This is a genomic window from Micromonospora coxensis, assembly GCF_900090295.1.
In the GTDB taxonomy this organism is placed as follows: Bacteria; Actinomycetota; Actinomycetes; order Mycobacteriales; family Micromonosporaceae; genus Micromonospora; species Micromonospora coxensis.
Window position 1 is genome coordinate 5763591 of the sequence record NZ_LT607753.1, and the last position, 21269, is coordinate 5784859.

At 74.1% G+C, this 21269-nt stretch carries 21 protein-coding genes; 17 read left to right on the forward strand and 4 right to left on the reverse strand.

Annotated features, from left to right (window positions below):
• The first annotated feature begins 86 nt into the window (after positions 1–86).
• The 9 genes from GA0070614_RS26290 (at position 87) to GA0070614_RS26330 (ending at position 11372) form a co-directional block, all read left to right on the forward strand.
• Entirely contained in the window at positions 87–2072 is a 1986-nt protein-coding gene (locus GA0070614_RS26290; RefSeq protein WP_331715094.1) for a delta-60 repeat domain-containing protein, read from the forward strand.
• 127 nt (positions 2073–2199) lie between these two features.
• A complete protein-coding gene (locus GA0070614_RS26295) occupies positions 2200–3864 on the forward strand; it encodes a Wzz/FepE/Etk N-terminal domain-containing protein (protein WP_088978467.1) in 1665 nt (554 codons plus the stop codon).
• Positions 3857–4804: a glycosyltransferase family 2 protein gene (locus tag GA0070614_RS26300; protein WP_088978468.1), complete on the forward strand. Its 948-nt coding sequence runs from the start codon at positions 3857–3859 to the stop codon at positions 4802–4804. Before GA0070614_RS26295 ends, GA0070614_RS26300 begins: the two co-directional genes overlap by 8 nt.
• 115 nt (positions 4805–4919) lie before the next feature.
• On the forward strand, positions 4920–6341 hold the full coding sequence (locus GA0070614_RS26305; RefSeq protein ID WP_088978469.1) for an O-antigen ligase family protein: 1422 nt from the start codon (positions 4920–4922) through the stop codon (positions 6339–6341).
• Entirely contained in the window at positions 6338–7885 is a 1548-nt protein-coding gene (locus tag GA0070614_RS26310; protein ID WP_157745095.1) for a lipopolysaccharide biosynthesis protein, read from the forward strand. The genes GA0070614_RS26305 and GA0070614_RS26310 overlap by 4 nt, the downstream gene beginning before the upstream one ends.
• Before the next feature lie 13 nt (positions 7886–7898).
• Positions 7899–8792 (forward strand): sulfotransferase domain-containing protein, encoded by an 894-nt coding sequence (locus GA0070614_RS26315; RefSeq protein ID WP_088978470.1) that lies wholly within the window; start codon positions 7899–7901, stop codon positions 8790–8792.
• A 167-nt stretch (positions 8793–8959) separates the two neighbouring features.
• On the forward strand, positions 8960–9502 hold the full coding sequence (locus GA0070614_RS26320) for a class I SAM-dependent methyltransferase (protein WP_331715118.1): 543 nt from the start codon (positions 8960–8962) through the stop codon (positions 9500–9502).
• Positions 9503–9601: 99 nt separating this feature from the next.
• Positions 9602–10780, forward strand: a complete 1179-nt coding sequence (gene aroC, locus GA0070614_RS26325; protein WP_088978471.1) for a chorismate synthase — start codon at positions 9602–9604, stop codon at positions 10778–10780.
• 85 nt (positions 10781–10865) lie between these two features.
• A complete protein-coding gene (locus GA0070614_RS26330) occupies positions 10866–11372 on the forward strand; it encodes a shikimate kinase (RefSeq protein ID WP_088978472.1) in 507 nt (168 codons plus the stop codon).
• Between the two features lie 132 nt (positions 11373–11504).
• Here GA0070614_RS26330 and GA0070614_RS26335 read toward each other — a convergent pair whose 3' ends face one another.
• On the reverse strand, positions 11505–12233 hold the full coding sequence (locus tag GA0070614_RS26335; protein WP_088979686.1) for an alpha/beta fold hydrolase: 729 nt from the start codon (positions 12231–12233) through the stop codon (positions 11505–11507).
• A gap of 81 nt (positions 12234–12314) precedes the next feature.
• On the opposite strand from GA0070614_RS26335, the gene GA0070614_RS26340 reads away from it, so the two are divergent.
• Complete coding sequence (locus GA0070614_RS26340) at positions 12315–13280, forward strand: helix-turn-helix transcriptional regulator (RefSeq protein WP_088978473.1); 966 nt, start codon at positions 12315–12317, stop codon at positions 13278–13280.
• Positions 13281–13456: 176 nt separating this feature from the next.
• Here the strand turns inward: GA0070614_RS26340 and GA0070614_RS26345 are convergent, their stop codons facing one another.
• Both GA0070614_RS26345 and GA0070614_RS26350 read right to left on the reverse strand, forming a co-directional pair.
• The gene (locus GA0070614_RS26345) at positions 13457–14215 is read right to left on the reverse strand and encodes a cytochrome c oxidase assembly protein (RefSeq protein ID WP_088978474.1); all 759 of its coding nucleotides are present in this window, start codon (positions 14213–14215) and stop codon (positions 13457–13459) included.
• Entirely contained in the window at positions 14212–14733 is a 522-nt protein-coding gene (locus GA0070614_RS26350) for a DUF2243 domain-containing protein (protein ID WP_088978475.1), read from the reverse strand. Before GA0070614_RS26350 ends, GA0070614_RS26345 begins: the two co-directional genes overlap by 4 nt.
• Positions 14734–14906: 173 nt before the next feature.
• On the opposite strand from GA0070614_RS26350, the gene aroB reads away from it, so the two are divergent.
• The 4 genes from aroB (at position 14907) to nusB (ending at position 17572) form a co-directional block, all read left to right on the forward strand.
• Complete coding sequence (aroB, locus tag GA0070614_RS26355; protein ID WP_088978476.1) at positions 14907–15983, forward strand: 3-dehydroquinate synthase; 1077 nt, start codon at positions 14907–14909, stop codon at positions 15981–15983.
• Positions 15980–16420: a type II 3-dehydroquinate dehydratase gene (gene aroQ / locus GA0070614_RS26360; RefSeq protein ID WP_088978477.1), complete on the forward strand. Its 441-nt coding sequence runs from the start codon at positions 15980–15982 to the stop codon at positions 16418–16420. Before aroB ends, aroQ begins: the two co-directional genes overlap by 4 nt.
• A gap of 160 nt (positions 16421–16580) precedes the next feature.
• Positions 16581–17138: an elongation factor P gene (gene efp, locus GA0070614_RS26365; RefSeq protein WP_088970950.1), complete on the forward strand. Its 558-nt coding sequence runs from the start codon at positions 16581–16583 to the stop codon at positions 17136–17138.
• A gap of 23 nt (positions 17139–17161) precedes the next feature.
• Complete coding sequence (gene nusB, locus GA0070614_RS26370; RefSeq protein ID WP_170839547.1) at positions 17162–17572, forward strand: transcription antitermination factor NusB; 411 nt, start codon at positions 17162–17164, stop codon at positions 17570–17572.
• A 110-nt stretch (positions 17573–17682) separates the two neighbouring features.
• On the opposite strand, the gene bldD is transcribed toward nusB, so the two are convergent.
• On the reverse strand, positions 17683–18171 hold the full coding sequence (gene bldD, locus GA0070614_RS26375; RefSeq protein ID WP_013285505.1) for a transcriptional regulator BldD: 489 nt from the start codon (positions 18169–18171) through the stop codon (positions 17683–17685).
• A 291-nt stretch (positions 18172–18462) separates the two neighbouring features.
• Here bldD and pyrR point away from each other — a divergent pair, with 291 nt between their 5' ends.
• Genes pyrR through GA0070614_RS26390 form a run of 3 tightly spaced genes read left to right on the forward strand, consistent with a single transcriptional unit; the run spans position 18463 to position 21241 of the window.
• A complete protein-coding gene (gene pyrR, locus GA0070614_RS26380; protein ID WP_088978479.1) occupies positions 18463–19044 on the forward strand; it encodes a bifunctional pyr operon transcriptional regulator/uracil phosphoribosyltransferase PyrR in 582 nt (193 codons plus the stop codon).
• Entirely contained in the window at positions 19041–19967 is a 927-nt protein-coding gene (locus GA0070614_RS26385; protein ID WP_088978480.1) for an aspartate carbamoyltransferase catalytic subunit, read from the forward strand. Before pyrR ends, GA0070614_RS26385 begins: the two co-directional genes overlap by 4 nt.
• Positions 19964–21241 carry a dihydroorotase gene (locus tag GA0070614_RS26390; protein WP_088978481.1) on the forward strand — a complete coding sequence of 426 codons (1278 nt, stop codon included), beginning with the start codon at positions 19964–19966 and terminating at the stop codon, positions 21239–21241. Before GA0070614_RS26385 ends, GA0070614_RS26390 begins: the two co-directional genes overlap by 4 nt.
• The last annotated feature ends 28 nt before the right edge of the window (positions 21242–21269 follow it).

The window sequence follows — 21269 nt, forward strand, 5'->3', positions numbered from 1 at the left end:
ATGTCCGGGCACAGCAAGCTACGCAGGATCTCACTTCATCATTGGGGGCGCCAGTGCTGCTCAGAACGTCGTCTCGATCGGGCCGGGTGCGGGCCCCGCGGCGGTGGCTCGCCGCGCTCGCCGCCCCGGTGCTGGCCGCCGGCCTGCTCGTCGCCGCGCCGGCCCGGGCCGAGGTGCCCACCCCGGTCGCCATGACCCTCACCTCGCCGAACCCGGCCGACAACATCCCGCACGCGCAGAACGGCGACGTCAAGGCGTTCGCCGAGATCGGGTCGACGGTCTACGTGGGTGGCTCGTTCACCTCGGTCAAGGCCGCCGGTGACGCGAGCTGGACGACCCGCAACTACCTCTTCGCGTACGACCGGGCGAGCGGGGCGCTGAAGGCCGACTTCACCCCGGCGCTGGACGGCGCGGTGCACGCCCTGGCCGTCAGCCCCACCGGCAAGCTGATCGTCGGCGGCGCGTTCAAGACCGTCAACGGGGTGGACCGCAAGAACCTGGTGCAGCTCGACCCGGCCACCGGCGCCACCATCGCGTCGTGGGTCGGCCGCAGCGACGGCGGCCTGGTCCGGCGGACCATCGTGGTCGGCAACAAGCTCTACATCGCCGGCGCGTTCCACTGGGTCAACGGCACCGCGCACTCGCTGCTGGCCCGGCTCGACGCCACGACCGGCGCGATCGACCCGGCCTTCCAGATCGACGCGAGCGTGGCCCGGTCCAGCAGCGAGCTGGTCTGGGGCCTCGCCGTCGCGCCCGACGGCGGGACGCTGGTGGCGGTCGGCAACTTCACGCAGGTCAACGGCGTGGCCCGGAACCAGGTCGTGGTGGTGGAGAACCTGACCGGCACGCCGGCCGTCGCCGACTGGAGCACCCAGCGCTACGTCGCGCCCTGCTACGCCGGCTTCCCGTTCTACGCCCGGGACGTCGACTTCTCCGACGACGGCAGCTACTTCGTGATCATCGCGGACGGCGGGCGGGCCGACGGGGCGTACTGCGACGCGATCGCGCGCTTCGAGACCGCGACCCGTGGCTCGGCCATCGACGGCACCTGGGTGAACTACACCGGCACCGACTCGGTCACCTCGGTCGAGGTGGCGGACAACGTGGTCTACGTCGGCGGGCACTTCCGCTGGCTGAACAACGCCAACGGCAACGACTCCGCCGGCGCCGGCGCCATCAACCGCTTCGGCCTGGGCGCGCTCGACCCGGTCAACGGCATGCCGCTGGTGTGGAACCCGACCCGCTCCGGCGCCCCGGCGGGCACCACCGCCTGGGGCGCGATCCTGTGGGAGCTGTGGCGCGGCAGCAACGGCGTCTACGCCGGCTTCGACAACGACGGCCTCGGCAACGAGTACCACGGCCGGATGGGCCTGTTCCCGCTCGCCGGCGGCCGGACGATCCCGGCCGTCAACGCCCCGTCGGCCGCCTCCGGCCACCTCTACGTCGGCACCGGCGACGGGCAGACCACCAAGGTGCCGTTCGACGGCACCACGCTCGGCACCCCGGAGGCCAGCCCGCAGCCGAACCTGACCTCGGCCGGCGCGTCGTTCTCGGTCGGCAACAAGCTCTACTGGTCCAAGACCGACGCGACCGCCCCGAACGGCAGCTACCTCGACGTGTCGATGTTCACCGGCGGCTCGGTGGGCGCGCCGTGGATCAGCAGCGGCTACAACAACTGGTTCAAGGCCGCCACCATGAGCGGGGCGTTCTACCTCAACGGTCGGATGTACTACACCAAGGCCGGCACCAACAAGCTCTTCTACCGCTACCTGGAGCCGGACGGCCACATCGTCGGCTGCACCGAGTTCACGCTGCCCAGCGTGGGCCTGGCCTGGGGCAGCGTACGGGGCATGGCCTGGGTCAACGGCAAGATCGTGTACGGCCACACCGACGGTGGCCTGCGGGCCGTGCCGTTCGACGAGGCGGCCGTCGACGGCGCCGCGTCGGTGCTGGTCGCGCCGGCCTCGGCCGGGGTGAACTGGTCCAGCCGGACGCTCTTCTTCGCCGGCGCCACGTCCCTGTCGGGCGACCGCGCCCGTCCGGCGCCGATTCCGAAGTCCCGGCGGTCCTGACAGCGGGTGGGGGCCGGTGGGAGTGTCGACCACCGGTGAACGGTCGGCGACAATGAGACGACCACCGGTCCCCACCCCCCGCCCGGCCCGGTCGGCCGCCCACCCCTCATCGCGCAAGGACTGACTGATGGACGTGACCGACGTCGCTTCCGCCCGGCAACGCCCGGTCGGCCTCGTCGAGCTGGCCCGCATACCGTTGCGGCGGTGGCGGATGGTGCTCGCCACCGCGACGCTGGTGCTGTTGGCCGTGCTCGGCTATCTGTTCGTCCTGCCCGCGACGTACACCGCGACCACCGCGGTGGTGGTGCGGCCGGTGGTCACCGACCCGTTCTCGGTGCAGTCCGTGGCGGCCGACCGGGCGGTGAACATGACCGCCGAGAGCGGCATCGCCACCAGCAACGACGTCATCGACAAGGTCGCCGGCATCACCGGCCGCGACCCGGAGGCGGTGGCCGACGCCCTGGAGGTCGAGACGCCGGTCGGCGGGCAGGTGATGCGCTTCAGCTACTCCGGGCGTGGTGAGCAGGAGGCCGTCGACGGCGCGAACGGCGCGGCCGAGGCGTACCTGGAACTGCGCAAGGGCATGTACGAGAACCAGCGCGCGGCGGTGCTCAAGTCGTACGACGACACGATCGCCGTGGTCACCGCCCAGCGCACCACCACGCAGAAGTCGCTGCCGGCCAACCAGCCGTCGAGCAACCCGTCGCCGCGCACCAGCGCCCTGCTGGACCAGCTCCGGGCGCTCAACGACCAGCTCGCCACGCTGGCCGAGCAGCGGTCCAAGGTCGCCTCCGCCGACCTGAGCCCCGGCTCGGTGACCAGCGCCGCGCGTACCCCCGTGCCGTCCAGCCGGGACGCCGCGCCGCTGATCCTGGTCGCCGGCCTGCTCGGCGGTCTGCTCCTGGGCGGCCTGGTGGCCTTCGTCCGGGAGTCGCTGGACCGCCGGGTGCGTACCGCCGGCGAGGCCGCGAGCGCGATCGGCGCGCCGCTGCTCGGCACGGTCCGCCGGGACCGGTCCGGCCAGCCCGACGAGGCCGACCTGCGCTACCTGGTGCTCGCCCTCGGCCGGTGGGTGGACGGGCCGCAACGCACCCCGCTGGTGGTGCTCTCCTCGTCGGCCGACGAGGGGCGCGAGCAGGTCACCGCCGGGCTGGCCGTCGTGCTCGCCGCCGCCGGCCACGAGGTGCGCCTCGGAGTCACCCCGGAGAGCCTGGACCGGATCCGGCCGCTGATGCTGGACGCGCAGCGCCGCAACCCGCCGGTGGAGCCGGCCCGCAGCAAGCTGCCCCGGCCCCGGCCGGCGCCCGCGTCCACCGCGGTGCCGGCGGCCACGCCGGCCCCGGCTCCCACGCCGGCTGCCGGCGGCGGTCCGGAGGACACCATGGTGATCCCCGCCGTCCGCAAGCCCCGGCCGTTCCCCACCCCGGAGGCGAAGAACGGCGCGGTGTACCGGTCCACCACGACCGACGACAAGACCGAGGTCATTCCGACCACACCCCGGCCCGGCCCGGCCACCGGCACCGCGGCCGACGGGCAGGAGCTGCGCATCGGCTCCGGACGGGTGCGTCTGGTCGACCTCGACGCCGCGCCCGGCGACGGCCTCACCGTGCTCGACGCCCCGCCCGCGCTGCACGACGAGCGCGGGGTCCGGGCCGCCCGGGAGGGCCGGGCGGTGCTGGTCGCGGCCCGGGACCGCACCCGCACCAACCAGCTCCAGCAGCTCGTGGAGCGGCTGCGTTCGGTCGGGGTGGAGCCGTTCGGGTTCGTGGTGACGGGAGAGGGCCGTGACTGACCGCGACCGGCCGGCGGGCGGAGCCCCGGGGGCGTACCCGCCGGTGACCGTGGTGGTGGCCACCCGGGACCGTCCGGGGCTGCTGGAACGGGCCGTGCGGGCGGTGCTCGACCAGGACCATCCCGGCCCGGTCGAGTGCGTGGTCGTGTACGACCACACCGACATCCGCCCGCTCGACCTGCCCGTGCCGGACGGCCGCGCGCTGCGCTACGTCAACAACACCCACTCCCGGGGCCTGCCCGGTGGCCGCAACACCGGGGTGGACACCGCCTCGCACGACCTGATCGCCTTCTGCGACGACGACGACTTCTGGCTGCCGGGCAAGCTGCGCCGGCAGGTGGAGCTGCTCGCCGAGCGTCCCGACGCGGCCGCCGCGAGCTGCGGCATCCGGCTGGAGGGCCCGGGAATCGCCAAGGAGCGCCGGCTCGACGTCGCCGAGGTGAGGCTGGCGGACTTCGTCGAGGACCGGATCATGGAGGTGCACTCCAGCACCATCCTGATCCGCCGGTCCACCTGGGACGCCGTCGGCCCGGTCGACGAGGAGCTGCCCGGCGGCTACGGCGAGGACTACGAGTGGCTGCTGCGCATCGCCGCGCACGGCCCGGTGGTGATCGTGCCGGAGGTCCTGGTGGTGGTGGACTGGCACGGCGGCTCCTTCTTCTTCGGCCGCTGGGCGATGATCGTCGAGGCCACCCGCTACCTGATCGACAAGCATCCCGAGCTGGCCGGCAGCCGTACCGGCCTGGCCCGGCTGCACGGGCAGATCGCCTTCGCGCTCGCCTCCGGCCGGCGGCGCCGGGAGGCGGTGCGGGAGCTGGGTCGGGTGCTGCGGCTGAACCCGCGCGAGAAGCGGGTGCTGGTGACCGTGCCCGTGGTGCTCGGGCTGCTCTCCGGGGAGCGGGTGCTGCGGCTGGCCCAGCGGACGGGGCGGGGTGTCTGACCGACGGCCCGGGACCGCCGCGCCGCCGACACCCGGGAGCCCCGCGCCGACCTCCGGCAGCCCGGCGCGGCCTACGCCCGGGCCGCCGCCGCTGCCGGTCTGGCCGCTGACGGTCATGTTCGCGCTGGTGCCGCTCTGGTGGGCGCTGGGCGCGTTCTACCTCGGCTGGTCGGTGTTCGGCGTCGTCCTGCTCGCCCTGCTGGTCACCCGGGGCCGGGTGCCGCTGCCCGCCGGCGCCGCCTGCTGGCTGGTCTTCCTCGTCGTGGTGCTGCTCAGCGCCACCCGGCTGGACCGGGTCACCGCGTACTTCACCTTCGGGCTGCGCTACGGCTTCCTGGTGACCGCCCTGGTGGTCTGCGTGTACGTCCACACCCTCGTCCGGGAGGGCACCTCCTGGGAGCGGGTGCTGCGCCCGCTCGGCTGGTACTGGCTGGGCATCGTGGCGCTGGGCTGGCTGGCCGTGCTGGCGCCGACCTTCGCGCTGACCACGCCGGTGGAGCTGGCGCTGCCGGGCGGCATCGCCGGTGAGCGGTACATCCAGGCGCTGACCCACGTGCGCGCCAACGAGTTCAACCCGGTGTCCCGTACGCCGATCTACCGCACCGCCGCGCCGTACCCGTACACCAACAACTGGGGCACCGCGTACGCGCTGCTGGTGCCGTGCGTGCTGGCGTACCTGACCTCGGTGCGCACCGGGCGGTTCCGGGTGGCGCTGTGGGTGTCGCTGCCGCTGTCGGTGGTGCCGGCGTTCATGACGCTCAACCGGGGCATGTTCCTCGGCCTCGGCGCCGGCCTGCTCTACCTCGGCCTGCGGGCGCTGGTGCGCGGCAACGCCCGGCTGATCGTCTCGATCGCCGGCCTGGTGGTGCTGGTCTGGATCGTCAGCCTGGTCGTCCCGGTACAGGAGATGATCAACGCGCGGGTCAGCACCACCGACACCAACGTCGACCGGATGGACCTGTACCTGCGCACCTGGCAGGCGGTGGAGCGCTCGCCGCTGCTCGGCTACGGCGCGCCGAAGAGCGTCGACACCACCCTGGCCGAGGAGCCGCTGGGCACCCAGGGGCTGATCTGGCAGATCCTCTACAGCCACGGCATCCCGGCGCTGGTGCTCTTCCTGTCCTGGCTGGTCCTGGTGGCCCGGCGGCTGGCCGCCGCGGTCTCGCCGGCCGGGCACTGGCTGAGCACCGTCCCGGTGATCGCGCTGGTGGTGATCCCCGTCTACGCCTACATCGACCCGAACCTGTCGGTGATCTTCTTCGCCGTCGGGGCCGGGCTCGCCGCGGTCAGCGGGCCGGTCAACCGGGCCTCGCTCGGCCCGTCCAGCATGTCCCGGCCGGCGCCGCTGACGCCGTGGCGTACCCGGGGCTTCGGCCGGGCCGCCGTGCCGCAGGGCCCGGACGCCCCGGCAGGGGCGACCGGGGTCGCGGCCGTGCCGCTGCGCACCGCCGACCCGGCCCCGGCGGACCGTCCGCCGACCGGGTCCGCGCCGCAGCCGCCGGTGGGTCAGCGGCCGGGAACGGGACGGCCGGCATGACCGACCCGGGTACGCGGGCCACCGCCGTCACCGCCACGCCGGAGTCCGGCGAGCGGGAGGTACGGCGCGGCACGCGCAACGGCATGGTCGGGCTGGCCGGCGCGGCCGTCAACGGCCTGCTCGGCTTCGCCCTGACCGTGGTGATCGTCCGGGGTCTCGGCCCGGCGGGCTCCGGCGCGATGTTCACCGCCATCGGCGTGGTGGCCATCATGGGCGTGCTCTGCTGCGCGGGCGCGGACACCGCGCTGGTCTGGGCGCTGCCCCGGCGTACCCCCGGCCGGCACGGGGACGCCGCCCGGCTGCTGCCGGTGGCGCTGGCGCCGACGCTGCTGCTCACCGTGGCGGTGGCCGGGGCCGGTGTGGCCGCCGCCGGGGCGCTCGCGCCGGTGCTGTTCGACCCGGGCGCCACCGAGGGTCCGGGCCTGCTCCGGCTGGCCTTCGCCGGCCTGCCGTTCGTGGTGGCGATGACCGTGCTGCTCGCCGCCGTCCGGGCGGTCCGTCCGGTCGCCGCCCTGGTCGCCGTGCAGTACGTCCTGGTGCCGGCGGCCCGCCCCGCGCTGGTGCTGGCCGCGCTGGCCGCCGGGGCGGGGGTGACCGTCGCCTTCGCCGGCTGGCTCGCCCCGGTGGCGCTGGCCGTGCTGGTCTGCGCGGCGCTGCTGGTGCGTCCGCTCGCGCTGACCTCCGGGGCGACGCTGCGGCCGGTGCGCGAGGACTGGCGGACGCTGTGGGGCTTCGCCCTGCCCCGGGCCGCGTCGGCGACCATCGACGCCAGCAGCATGTGGCTGACCGTGCTGCTCACCGCCGCCCTGGCCGACCAGGCCGAGGCCGGCGTCATCGGCGCCGTCGGCCGGTACGCGCTGGCCGGGCTGCTGATCATGCAGGGCCTGCGGGTGGCCGTCGCGCCGCAGTTGTCCCGCCTGCTCGGGCAGGGGCGCACCGCCGAGGCGGCGGCGGTGTACCGGCGGATCACCGCCTGGATCATCGCGCTGTCCTGGCCCGGGTACCTGCTGCTGGCCGTCTTCGCCCCGGGATTCCTGCGGCTGTTCGGCGCGGAGTTCACCACCGGCGCCACCGCGATGGTCGTGCTCGCCGGGGCCATGCTGGTCAACTCCGGCACCGGCATCGTGCAGACGCTGCTGCTGATGAGCGGCAGCAGCGGCCGGCACCTGGTCGCCGCCGCCACCGGGCTGCTGCTCAACGTCGGGCTCGCGGTGGTGCTGATCCCGCCGCACGGCGCGCTCGGCGCGGCCCTGGCCTGGACCGTCGGCATCGTGGTGGAGAACGTGCTCGCCACCCTCGCCGCCCGCCGGGTGGTCGGCGAGCCGCTGCTCACCCGGGCGGTGCTGGCGGCCGCGCTGGCCGCCGCCACGGCCACCGCCGTCCTGGCCGGCGCGGGCGCGGCGGTCGCCGGCCGCGGGGTGGCCGGGCTGTTCCTCACCCTCGGGGTGGCGGTGCTGCTCGCCGGCGCGCTGCTGCTGCACCCCGGGGTACGCCGACGGGTGCGGGCGACGGCGCCCACCCTGCTGGGCCGGGGGCCGCGATGACGAGGAGGACGCGATGACGACGATGCGGGACCGGGTCAAGCAGTTGGTGCCCACCCCGCTGGTGACCGGGGTGCGCAGCTCACTGGTCCGGTACGGGGAACGCACCAGCGACCGGCGTCCGCTGCCGGACTTCCTGATCATCGGCACCAAGCGCGGCGGCACCACCTCGCTCTGGCGCTACCTGCTGGAGCACCCGCTGGTGCCGCGCCTCTTCCCGGCCTGGAACACCAAGACCTCGCACTACTTCGAGGACACCTACTCCCGGGGCGAGGCGTGGTACCGCTCGCACTTCCCGACCCGGCGGCAGCGGCAGGCGCTGGAGCGCCGGCACGGCGGGCCGACCCGGGTGGGGGAGGCCGCGCCGCTGTACATGTTCCACCCGCTCGCCGCGCAGCGGGTGGCCGGGCTGATCCCGTCGGTGAAGCTCATCGTGCTGCTGCGTGACCCGGTCCAGCGGGCGTACTCGCACTGGAAGGAGCGGCGCACCGAGGGGGTGGAGCCGCTGGACTTCGCCGAGGCCCTCGCGGCCGAGGAGGAGCGTACGGCGGGAGAGCGGGAGAAGCTGATCGCCGACCCGACGTACGTCAGCAACGCCTACGACTGGTACAGCTACCGGGCCCGGGGGCGCTACCTGGAGCACCTGGAGCCCTGGCTGGACCGCTTCGACCCGGCGCAGCTGCTGATCCTGCCCAGCGAGACGCTCTACCGCGAGCCGGCGGCCACCCACGCCCGGGTGCTCGACTTCCTCGGCCTGCCGCCGTACCGGCTCGACCGGTACGAGGTCTTCAACGACCGGCGCAGCAACGCCATGGACCCGGCCGTGCGCGCCGAGCTGACCCGGTACTACGCGCCGTACGACGAGGCCCTCGCCAGCCGGCTGGGCATGACCTTCGACTGGGGGAGCTGACCGTGGTGAGCGGGACCCGAACGAACGACGAGAGCCCGGCGGCGCCCCGCCGCAGCTCGCTCAACGCGCTGCGGTTCCGGTTGGTCGACTCGCCCGACTCGTACGGGGCGAAGCGCCGGGCGAAGCGGGCGCTCTGGCTGTCGGAGACCTTCCCGGACCTGGCGGAGATGTCCGTGCTGGACCTGGGCGGCCGGGTGGGCAGCTGGTCGACGGTGCCGGTGCGGCCGAGGCACGTGCACGTGGTCAACCTGGAGCCGCTGCCGGCGGAGCTGCCCGAGGGGATGGAGGCCGACCACGCGGACGCCTGCGAGCTGCCGCCGTCGATCATGAGCCGCCGTTACGACCTGGTGTTCAGCAACAGCGTGCTGGAGCACGTGGGCGGGCACGAGCGCCGCCGCCGGATGGCCGAGGCGATCCGTGAGCTGGCCCCCCGGCACTGGGTGCAGACGCCGTACCGGTACTTCCCGGTCGAGCCGCACTGGGTGGCGCCCGGCATGCAGTTCCTGCCGGTGCCGGCCCGGGTCGCGGTGGCCCGCAAGTGGCCGCTGGCCTACACCCCCGGCAAGTCCTGGGAGCAGGCGATGAAGCAGGTGCTCACCACCGAGCTGATCGGTCGGGCCGAGATGCGCTACCTCTTCCCCGACTCGACCATCCGGGCCGAGCGGCTGCTCGGCATGACCAAGTCGATCATCGCGGTCCGGACGGCCTGACCGGCCCCGGTGACCTGCCCTGCGGACGCGCGTGTCCGTAGGGCGGGACGCCCCGGGCAGCGCGTCGGGCGGGTGCTCCGGCGTGACAGACTGAGCGTCGTGTTGCGCTGGCTGACTGCAGGTGAATCCCATGGTCCCGCCCTCGTGGCCCTCCTGGAGGGTGTGCCCGCCGGGGTGGCGGTGACCTCCGGCGACATCGCCGGCGAGTTGGCCCGCCGCCGGCTCGGCTACGGCCGGGGCGCGCGGATGTCGTTCGAGCAGGACGAGGTCGAGATCATCGGCGGGCTGCGGCACGGCGTCACGCTGGGCAGCCCGGTGGCGATCCGGGTCGGCAACTCCGAGTGGCCGAAGTGGCGCACCGTCATGGCCGCCGACCCGGTCGACCCCGACGAGCTGGCCCGGCAGGCCCGCAACGCGCCGCTGACCCGGCCCCGGCCGGGCCACGCCGACCTCGCCGGCATGCAGAAGTACGGCCACACCGACGCCCGGCCGATCCTGGAGCGGGCCAGCGCGCGGGAGACCGCCGCCCGGGTGGCCGTGGGCACGGTGGCGAAGGCCCTGGTGAAGCAGGCCCTCGGCATCGAGATCGTCTCGCACGTGGTGGAGTTGGGGCCGGTCGCCGTCAAGCCGGGCCTGCGGCCCCGGCCGGAGGACGCCGAGCGGATCGACGCCGACCCGCTGCGCTGCCTCGACCCGGAGGCCAGCGCCCGGATGGTCGCCGAGGTCGACGCCGCGAAGAAGGCCGCCGACACCCTCGGCGGCGTGGTCGAGGTGCTGGCGTACGGGGTGCCGCCGGGCCTGGGCAGCCACGTGCAGTGGGACCGCAAGCTCGACGCCCGGCTCGCCACCGCGCTGATGTCCATCCAGGCCATCAAGGGCGTGGAGATCGGCGACGGCTGGCAGCAGGCCCGCTCCCGCGGCTCCGAGGCGCACGACGAGATCATGCCCACCGCCACCGGCGTGCGGCGGGTCACCGACCGGGCCGGCGGCCTGGAGGGCGGCATCACCACCGGCGAGCCGCTGCGGGTCAAGGCCGCGATGAAGCCGATCTCCTCGCTGAACCGGGCCCTCGCGACGGTGGACGTGACCACCGGCGAGCCGGCCACCGCGATCAACCAGCGGTCCGACGTCTGCGCGGTGCCCGCCGCGGCGGTGGTCGCCGAGGCGATGGTGGCGCTGGTCCTCGCCGAGGCGGCCACCGAGAAGTTCGGCGGCGACTCGGTGGCGGAGATCCGCCGCAACCTGGCCGGCTACCTCGACGCGCTGGTGATCCGGTGAACGCGGGAACTGCGGCGCGGCGGAGCCGCGCAGTCGCGAGCGACGGCGTGGCCCCGGTGGGCGCGGCGCGGCGGGGCGTGACGCGATGACGAAGCCGGTCTGTGTGCTGGTCGGTGCGCCGGGCTCCGGCAAGACCACCGTCGGCGAGGAGTTGGCGGCTCGGCTCGGGGTGGACTTCCGCGACACCGACGCCGACATCGAGGCGCTGGCCGGCAAGCCGATCCCGGAGATCTTCATCGACGAGGGGGAGGCGCACTTCCGTACCCTCGAACGGGCGGCGGTGGCGGCGGCGCTGGCCTCGCACGGCGGCGTGCTGGCCCTCGGCGGCGGCGCGGTCCTCGCCGAGGAGAACCGGGCCGCGCTGGTCGGGCACACCGTGGTGTACCTGTCGGTGGAGCTGCCGGACGCGGTGAAGCGGGTCGGGCTCAGCACCGGCCGTCCGCTGCTCGCGGTCAACCCGCGAGCCACCCTCAAGCACCTGATGGACCAGCGCCGTCCGCTCTACGCCGAGGTCGCGACCGCGACCGTGGTCACCGACGGGCGTGCCCCGGAGGAGATCGCCACCGAGATCGTCGGCCTGCTCAAGCCCTGACGCCTCCGACCGACCGGCACCTGTCGGTAGCCGGCCCGGCCACCGCCACCGCTCGGTCGGCGGCCCGGCGGTGACTGCCGGCGATCGTGGGCGTCGCCGGCCCGGATGGACCGGCGACGCCCGTGCGGTCCGTCAGCCGCGCGCGATGGTGTCCAGCACGTCGGCGAGCGCCTTCGGCTCGCTCAGCATCGGCCAGTGGCCGGTGGGCAGCCCGTGCAGCGCGGCGTCGGCGAGCCCGGCGAAGAACGGGTGCCCCTCGGCGATCATCGCCCGGGCCACCTCCACCGGAAACGTGCAGGCGACCAGCGCGGTCGGCACCGGCCGCCCGCCGGTGCGCCGGACCGGGTCGGTGGCCGCCCGCAGCGGCTGCCCGGTGGCGCGCCGGCGCAGCAGCGCCAGCGCCGTGTCGTCCAGGCCGGCCAGGTTCTCCGGGTCCTCGGCGGGATCCCAGGCCGGCGGCGGCAGCAGGTGGCCGTCGCCGATCAGCTCCCGCAGCCGCTGCTGCTCCTCGGGCGGGTTGGTGTCGAACTGCGACGTCCCGTCGGGCAGCGGGCCGCTGTCGACGTAGACCACGGTGGCGATCCGGTCCGGGATCCGGTCCGCCGCCTGGATGACCGGCATGCCGCCGCCGGAGTGCCCGACCAGCACCACGTCGCGCAGCTCCTCCGTCTCGATCAGCGCGGTGATGTCGGTGGTGTGCGTCTCCAGGCCGACCTGCGGCCCGGCCAGGTGGGCCCGCTCGGCCACCCCGGTCAGGGTCAGCGGGTACACCTCGTGACCACGTCGGCGCAGCTCACCGGTCACCTCCCGCCACGCCCAGCCGCCCAGCCAGAACCCCGGCACCAGCACGAACGTCGCCATCTCGATCTCCCTCGTCTCGTCGTACACCAACACCGTAGGATCAATACCGGACAGCTTCCGCCCGGTATAGAAGGGTGACCCGTGTCACATCCCGCCGGCCGGGTGCTCGGCATGCTCGAACTGCTCCAGAGCCACCACCGGCTCACCGGGGCCGAACTCGCCGCGCGCCTGGGCGTCGACGAGCGCACCGTGCGCCGCTACGCCACCACCCTCGCCGACCTCGGCATCCCGGTCACCGCCGAGCGCGGCCGGTACGGCGGCTACCGGTTGCGCCCCGGCTACAAGCTGCCGCCGCTGATGCTCACCGACGACGAGGCGGTCGCGGTGCTGCTCGGCCTGCTCGCCGCGGACCGGCTCGGGCTGGGCACCGAGGAGCCGGCCACCGCCACCGCGCTCGCCAAGGTCCGCCGGGTGCTGCCCGCCCCGCTCGCGGAACGCCTCGCCGCCGTACGGGAACACCTCGGCTTCACCCTGCGCGAGACCGACCCGTCGACCCGGCCGGCCAGCGGCACGCTGCTCGCCCTCGGCGCGGCCACCCGGCGACGCCAGCGGGTCACCCTCGACTACCGGTCCCACTCCGGCGGCGCGTCCCGCCGGCAGCTCGACCCGTACGGGCTGGTGTTCCACGCCGGCCGTTGGTACGTCACCGGCCACGACCACCTCCGCGACGAGGTGCGCGTGTTCCGGCTGGACCGGATCGGCGGCGTCACCACCGGGACGCAGACCTTCACCCCGCCGGCGGACTTCGACCCGGTGGCCCAGGTGACCCGCTCACTGGCCGCCGTCCCGTACGCCCACACCGTCGAGGTGCTGCTGGAGACCGACCTGGCCACCGCCCGACGACGGGTGCCGCCCAGCGTGGCGGAGCTGACCGAGGCCCCCGGCGGCGTACTGCTGCGCGCCCGGGCCGAGCGGCTCGACGGGATGGCGCAGCTGCTCGCCGGGCTGGGCTGGCCGTTCACCGTCCACCATCCGGCCGCGCTGCGCGACGCCGTCCACGCCCACGCCACCCGCCTCGCCACCTGGGCCACCCGCCCCCCCACCTGACCCCGCCCACCCGCCCCACCCACCCACCCCAAGATCCGCGCACTTTCACGGAAAGAGTGGCTGTCGGCGGCCGGATAGCCACTCTTTCCGTGAAAGTGCGTGCGGGGAGGGACTGCGGCGTGCGGGGGAGGGCGTGTGGGGAGGGACTGCGGCGGGCGGGGAGGGCGTGTGGGCGGTCAGGCCGGGGCGGGGTGTGGGCGGGTGGGTCTGGCGGGGCTCGGGCGCCAGGTCACCAGCAGGGCCAGGGCGAGCAGGATCTCGGCGAGGTCGCCGACGTAGTACATCAGGGTGGCCGCCGCCCGCACCTGCGCCGCCGGCGCGGCGGCGTCGACCAGGCCGGCGTACATCAGTTGGGCCAGGGTGGCGTGGGCGGCCACCGACAGCCCCAGCACGACGAGGCGGAGCGGCACCCCGGGCCGGTGCGGCCCCGGGTCCGGACCGGCGATCGCCCAGGTGAAGAGGTACCCGCTGAGCAGGAAGTGCGCCAGCACCAGCGTGTGCAGCGCCGGGCTGGCCAGGGTGGTCCGGTACAACGGGGTCAGGTGCAGCAGGTACAGCCCACCGGCGGTGAGCAGCAGCCCGGTGACCGGGTGGGCGAGCACGCCGAGGGCCGGGCGCCGCAGCAGCCGGACCAGCGCCCGCCCTCGCCGCCGACTCACCACGCGCAGCACGAGGGTGCCGGGCGCGCCGAGCACCAGCCCGAGCGGGGCCAGCATGCCGATCAGCAGGTGCCGCCACATGTGCCCGACCAGGTCGTGGCCGGGGACCACCACGGCCACCGCGAGCAGCGCCGCGCCCGCGCCGAAGCTCGCGGTACGCCAGTGGCTCCACCCGCCGCGGTCCCGCTCCCGCAGCGCGGCGGCCAGGTAGACCCAGAACAGCAGCGCCGGTACGAGCAGCAGCGGCCCGACGCCGCTCGCATGGTGGCCGGTCATCGCCGGTCGGCGCAGGTGTCGACCGTGCCGGCCCGGCGCTGCACCGCCCAGCCCAGCGCGATCAGCGCCACGCCGAGCAGCAGGAAACCGACGTCCCAGGCGGTCTGGTGCGGGCCGGTGCGGACGTGGTGGATGCCGAGCAGGTGGTGGTCGACGATCCCCTCGACCAGGTTGAACAGCCCCCAGCCGATCAGCGCCCAGCCCCACAGGGCTCCGGAGCGCCACAGCCGGCCCCGCGAGCGGGTGACCCGGGCGTACAGCAGGGCCAGGCCGGTGAGCACCGCGACCCAGGTGACCACGTGGAACAGCCCGTCCCACAGGGTGTTCATCTGCAACCCGGCGACGGTGTCCACCGGGTACTCCCGCACCCCGATGTTGTCGCTGCCGGTGCTGCTGAGCAGGTGGTGCCACTGGAGCACCTGGTGCAGGACGATGCCGTCGACGAAGCCGCCGAGACCGACGCCGAGGATGGTCGCGGGCAGCCGGATGTCGGCGCCGTCGATGGTCGTGGTGGTCATCGGGTACCTCCGCTGCCGGTGAGCTGTCGGTGAGCTGTCCCGTTCGCCCTGCCCGCGCCCCGCAGGGCCAAACGTCCGGATCGTCGTCGGCGTCACGGGCCCGGGCGCGCCGACGCGCCACCAGGTGGACAACCGGCCGTTCCGGCGTCCGCGCTGGACTAGGCTCCCGGGCGATGGACGAGGTGACCCGGATCCCGGTCGGCGGCGAGCGACCGTACGACGTGCTGGTGGGACGCGATCTGCTGGATCCGCCGCCGCGGCTGCTGCCCGGCGCCGAGCGGGTGGCGGTGCTGTTCGCGCCGCCGCTCAAGGACCTGGCCGACAGATTGGCCGAACGGCTCCGCGCGCTCGGCGTGGCCCCGCTGCCGATCGAGGTGCCCGACGCCGAGGCGGGCAAGCGGATCGAGGTGGCCGCCGAGTGCTGGGACCGGCTCGGCGCGGCGGGCTTCACCCGTACCGATGCCGTCGTCGGGATCGGCGGCGGCGCGGTCACCGACCTGGCCGGCTACGTGGCGGCCTGCTGGCTGCGCGGGGTGCGCTGGGTGCCGGTGGCGACCTCCCTGCTCGGTATGGTCGACGCCGCGGTGGGCGGCAAGACCGGCGTGAACACCGCCGCCGGCAAGAACCTGGTCGGCGCGTTCCACCCGCCGGCCGGCGTGATCTGCGACCTGTCGACGTTGGACAGTCTGCCCCCGGCCGACCTGGCCGCCGGGCTGGCCGAGGTGGTCAAGTGCGGCTTCATCGCCGACCCGGTCATCCTCGACCTGGTGGAGGCCGACCCGTCCGCCGCCACCGACCCGCGCGGGCCGGTGGTGCGCGAGCTGATCGAGCGGGCGATCCGGGTCAAGGCCGACGTGGTCTCCGGGGACCTGCGCGAGTCCGGGGTACGGGAGGTGCTCAACTACGGGCACACCCTGGCGCACGCGATCGAGAAGGTGGAGGACTACCGCTGGCGGCACGGGCACGCCGTCGCGGTCGGCACCGTATACGCCGGCGCCCTGGCCCGGCTGGCGGGGCGGCTCGACGCGGCCACCGCCGAGCGGCACCGTACCGTGCTGGCCGCGCTCGGCCTGCCCACCAGCTACCGGGCCGACGCCTGGCCGCAGCTGCTGGCCGCGATGCGGGTGGACAAGAAGACCCGGGGCAGCCGGCTGCGCTTCGTGGTGCTCGACGGCCTGGCCCGGCCGGCGATGCTGGAGGGCCCGGACGACGAGCTGCTGCACGCCGCGTACCGGGAGATCAGCCGGTGAGCGCGCCGCGGGTGTACGTGCTCAACGGGCCCAACCTGGGCCGGCTGGGCACCCGCCAGGTCGACGTGTACGGCGTGACCAGCTACGCCGATCTGGTGACCCTCTGCGTGGACACCGGCCGGGAACTGGGGCTGGACGTGACGGTGCGGCAGACCGACGCCGAGCACGAGCTGATCGGCTGGCTGCACGAGGCCGCCGACGAGGGCGCCGCGGTGGTGCTCAACCCGGCCGCCTGGTCGCACTACTCGATCGCGGTGCGCGACGCCTGCGCCCTGCTGCGCGGCCCCCTGGTCGAGGTGCACATCTCCAACATCCACGCCCGGGAGGAGTTCCGGCACCACTCGGTGGTCTCGGCCGTGGCGACCGGGGTGATCTGCGGCCTCGGCGTGGACGGCTACCGGCTGGCCCTGCGGCACCTGGCGACCCGCTCCGGGTGACCCGCGCCCGGGTGCCACGTCACCGGCTGTGACGCTCGTCGCCCGTTCGGGGTGACCGGAACGTGGGACGGTGGTCCGCCTCCGACACGTGGGGGTCGCCGATTGGACGCAGCGAGTAGACTTCCTGGGTCTGTCCGCCACTTGATGATCAAGGCAGGAAATGGCCTCCACCAACGACCTGAAGAACGGCCTGGTGCTCAACCTCGACGGGGAGCTCTGGTCCGTCGTCGAGTTCCAGCACGTCAAGCCCGGTAAGGGTGGCGCCTTCGTGCGTACCACGCTGAAGAACGTGCTGTCCGGCAAGGTGGTCGACAAGACCTTCAACGCGGGCACCAAGGTCGAGACCGCCACCGTCGACAAGCGCACCATGCAGTACCTCTACGCCGACGGCGAGGACTACGTCTTCATGGACCTGGAGACGTTCGACCAGATCACCGTTCCCGGCGGCACCGTCGGCGAGGCGGCGAACTACCTCCTCCCCGAGGCCGAGGCGACCGTCGCCACGCACGAGGGCGTGCCGCTCTACATCGAGCTGCCCACCTCCGTCGTGCTGGAGGTCACCTACACCGAGCCGGGCCTGCAGGGCGACCGCTCGACCGGCGGCAACAAGCCGGCCACCGTGGAGACCGGCGCGACCGTGCAGGTGCCGCTCTTCATCACCACCGGCGAGAAGATCAAGGTCGACACCCGCGACGGCCGTTACCTCGGCCGAGCCTGATGGCCGAGGGTCCCAAGCAGCAGATGCCGTCGCGCCGCAAGGCGCGTAAGCGGGCGCTGGACGTGCTCTTCGAGGCCGACCTGCGGGACCGGCCCCCGGTCGAGGTGCTCGCCGGCTACGTCGAGCGGATCGAGAAGCCACGGCCGGAGCACCTGGGGTACGCGGTCAGCCTGGTCGAGGGGGTGGCCGCGCACCTCGACCGGATCGACGAGGTGATCGCCAGCTACGCCGAGGGCTGGACGCTGGACCGGATGCCGGTGGTCGACCGCAACCTCGCCCGGATCGCCGTCTACGAGCTGCTCTACGTCGACGAGATCGACGACGCGGTGGCGATCAGCGAGGCGGTCGAGCTGGCCCGGCAGATGTCGACCGACGACTCGCCGCGCTTCCTCAACGGCGTGCTGGGCCGGATCGCCGAGTACACCACCCGCTGACCGGCGGCGCCGGGCAGCCCCGGCCGGCCCGGCACGTCGAGGACGGCGTGGCGGCACCGACGACGAGAAGGGCCCGTGCCGACCGGCACGGGCCCTTCTCGGTGCACAGCTCAGGACGCGAAGAACGCCCGCGGGTCGGCGACCAGCACACCGTGCTCGGTGAGCCGCTCGATCAGGCCGGACGGCGAGGCGTCGTAGACGATCGCCAGGGCGCGCAGGTCGTCGGCGCGGATGGAGAGCACCCGGCCGTTGTAGTCACCACGCTGCTGCTGGATGGCGCGGGCGTACCGGGCGACGTAGGCGAGGTCCTCGGACGCCTCGTCGTAGAGCCGCTCCAGGTCCAGCACGATCTTGCTGGTGGGCTCGTGGCGTACCCCGCTGCCGTCGGGCAGCAGCTCCGAGACGGGAACGCGGTAGAAGTCGGCCAGCTCCGCCAGGCGGGACACGGTGACGGCCCGGTCGCCGCGCTCGTACGAGCCGACCACCACGGCCTTCCACCGCCCGTTCGACTTCTCCTCCACCCCCTGCAGGGACAGGCCCTGCTGCTGACGGATGGAGCGCAGGCGGGCGCCCAGCGACTTGGCGTATTCAGAGGGCATTCGGACACTCCCAGTGCTGTGCTTTGGGGTTCTCCCAGCGATCGCTACGGAGCGTGACGGTACGGGGATTGCGACACGTGGTCAAGTGCTCGTGACCTGACCGTTGGCGAGCCCGGACGGAGTTGTCCGTATTTGGTCGCCCTGATCCGGGGATCAGTGGGTGCCGGCGGCCGGTCCGGTGACCGCTGGTAACGTGGCGTGAAGCCCCGGCGCGGCTCGCCCGCGATCCGCCCCGGTGGTGCCAGACGTCCTTTAACGACCCGTCCCGTGAGGCGGGGAAGGAGGTCCGCCGTGGCCTGCCCACCGGCTGCCCCACTGTCGCCGCAGCGACAACCCTCGGTGAAGGTGATCCTCGCCAGCGCCGACGTCCAGCGCGTCGTCGACCGGATCGCCCACCAGATCCTGGAGAAGACCCAGGGCGCCGCCGACACCGTGCTGCTCGGCATACCGACCCGGGGTGCCCCGCTGGCGAAGCGGCTCGCCGCCCGGATCAGCACCTTCGAGGACGTCGACGTCCCGGTCGGGGTGCTCGACATCACCCTCTACCGCGACGATCTGCGCCGGCACGCCACCCGCGCGATCGGCCCCACCCAGCTGCCGCCGGGCGGCATCGACGGCAAGCGGGTCGTCCTCGTCGACGACGTGCTCTTCTCCGGGCGGACCGTGCGCGCCGCCCTCGACGCCCTCAACGACGTGGGCCGCCCCGCCTCGGTGCAGCTCGCCGTCCTGGTCGACCGGGGCCACCGCCAGTTGCCGATCCGCGCCGACTACGTCGGCAAGAACATCCCCACCTCGCTGGCCGAGAGCGTGAAGGTCACCCTCGCCGAGACCGACGGCACGGACGAGGTCAAGCTGTACGGGGGGCCCGCATGATCCGCCACCTGCTCTCCGGGGCCGACCCGGACCTGACCACCGCCACCCAGATCCTCGACACCGCCGCCGAGATGGCCACCGTCGCCGGCCGGGAGGTCAAGAAGCTGCCCGCGTTGCGCGGCCGGACCGTGGTCAACCTCTTCTACGAGGACTCCACCCGGACCCGGATCTCCTTCGAGGCCGCCGCCAAGCGGCTCTCCGCCGACGTGATCAACTTCTCGGCCAAGGGCTCCAGCGTGGCCAAGGGCGAGAGCCTGAAGGACACCGCGCTCACCCTCCAGGCGATGGGGGCCGACGCGGTGGTCGTCCGGCACCCCGCCTCCGGGGCCCCGCACCGGCTGGCGAACTGGGTGGACGGCTCGGTGGTCAACGCCGGCGACGGCACCCACGAGCACCCCACCCAGGCGCTGCTCGACGCGTACACCATGCGCTCCCGGCTGGGCCGGCTGGCCGGCCTGCACGTGGCGATCGTCGGCGACGTGCTGCACTCCCGGGTGGCCCGCTCCAACGTGCTGCTGCTGTCCACCCTCGGCGCGAAGGTCACCCTGGTCGGCCCGCCCACCCTCATCCCGGTGGACATCTCGGCCGCGCTCGCCCCCGGCACCGACGTCTCCTACGACCTCGACGCCGTTCTCCCGAACGTGGACGTGGTGATGATGCTGCGGGTGCAGCGGGAGCGGATGAACGACTCCTACTTCCCCTCCGCCCGCGAGTACTCGCGCCGCTTCGGGCTGGACGGCCCGCGCATGCGCCGGCTGCCCGAGCACGCCATCGTCATGCACCCCGGCCCGATGAACCGGGGCATGGAGATCACGCCCGAGGTGGCCGACTCACCCCGCTCCACCATCGTCGAACAGGTCGCCAACGGGGTCTCCGTGCGGATGGCCGTCCTCTACCTGCTGCTCGGAGGGAACAACCTGTGACCCCGTACCTGATCAGGAACGTGAGCGTCGTCGGCGCCGCGCCGACCGACCTGCTGATCCGCGACGGCGTCGTCGCCGCCACCGGCGCCGGGCTCACCGCGCCGGACGCCGCCGTGATCGACGGCACCGGGCTGGTCGCCCTGCCCGGCCTGGTCGACCTGCACACCCACCTGCGCGAGCCCGGCCGGGAGGACGCCGAGACCGTCGAGTCCGGCTCCCGGGCGGCGGCGCTCGGCGGCTACACCGCCGTCTGCGCGATGGCGAACACCTCCCCGGTCGCCGACACCGCCGGCGTGGTCGAGCAGGTCTGGCGCCTCGGCCGGGAGGCCGGGCTGGTCGACGTGCAGCCGATCGGCGCGGTCACCGTCGGCCTGGCCGGCGAGCGGCTGGCCGAGCTGGGCGCGATGGCCGACTCCGCGGCCCGGGTGCGGATCTTCTCCGACGACGGGCACTGCGTCGCCGACCCGAAGCTGATGCGCCGGGCGCTGGAGTACGTCAAGGCGTTCGACGGGATCATCGCCCAGCACGCCGAGGAGCCCCGGCTCACCGAGGGCGCGCAGATGCACGAGGGTGAGGTCTCCACCCGGCTCGGGCTGACCGGCTGGCCGGCGGTCGCCGAGGAGGCGATCATCGCCCGGGACGTGCTGCTGGCCGAGCACGTCGGCAGCCGGCTGCACGTCTGCCACGTCTCCACCGCCGGCAGCGTCGAGGTGCTGCGCCAGGCCAAGGCGCGCGGGGTCCGGGTCACCGCCGAGGTCACCCCGCACCACCTGCTGCTCACCGACGCCAAGGCCGAGACGTACGACCCGGTCTACAAGGTCAACCCCCCGCTGCGCACCGACACCGACATCGCCGCGCTGCGCGCCGCGCTGGCCGAGGGCGTCATCGACATCGTCGCCACCGACCACGCGCCGCACGCGGTGGAGGACAAGGAGTGCGAGTGGGCGTACGCCCGGCCGGGCATGCTCGGCCTGGAGACGGCGCTCTCCATCGCCCTCGACGTGCTCGGCCCCGAGTGGGACCTGATCGCCGAGCGGATGTCCCGCGCCCCGGCCCGGATCGCCGGGCTGGAGGGCCACGGCGTGGACCCGGCACCCGGCGTGCCGGCCAACCTCACCCTGGTCGACCCGGCCGCCCGCCGCACCATCGAACCGGCGGAGCTGGCCAGCCGCAGTCGCAACACCCCGTACGCCCGCATGACGCTGCCGGGTCGCATCGTGGCGACCTTCCTGCGCGGCGAGCCGACGGTCCTGGACGGAAAGGCTGTCAAGTGATCCGAGCGAGGAATGTAGCGGAGCGGAG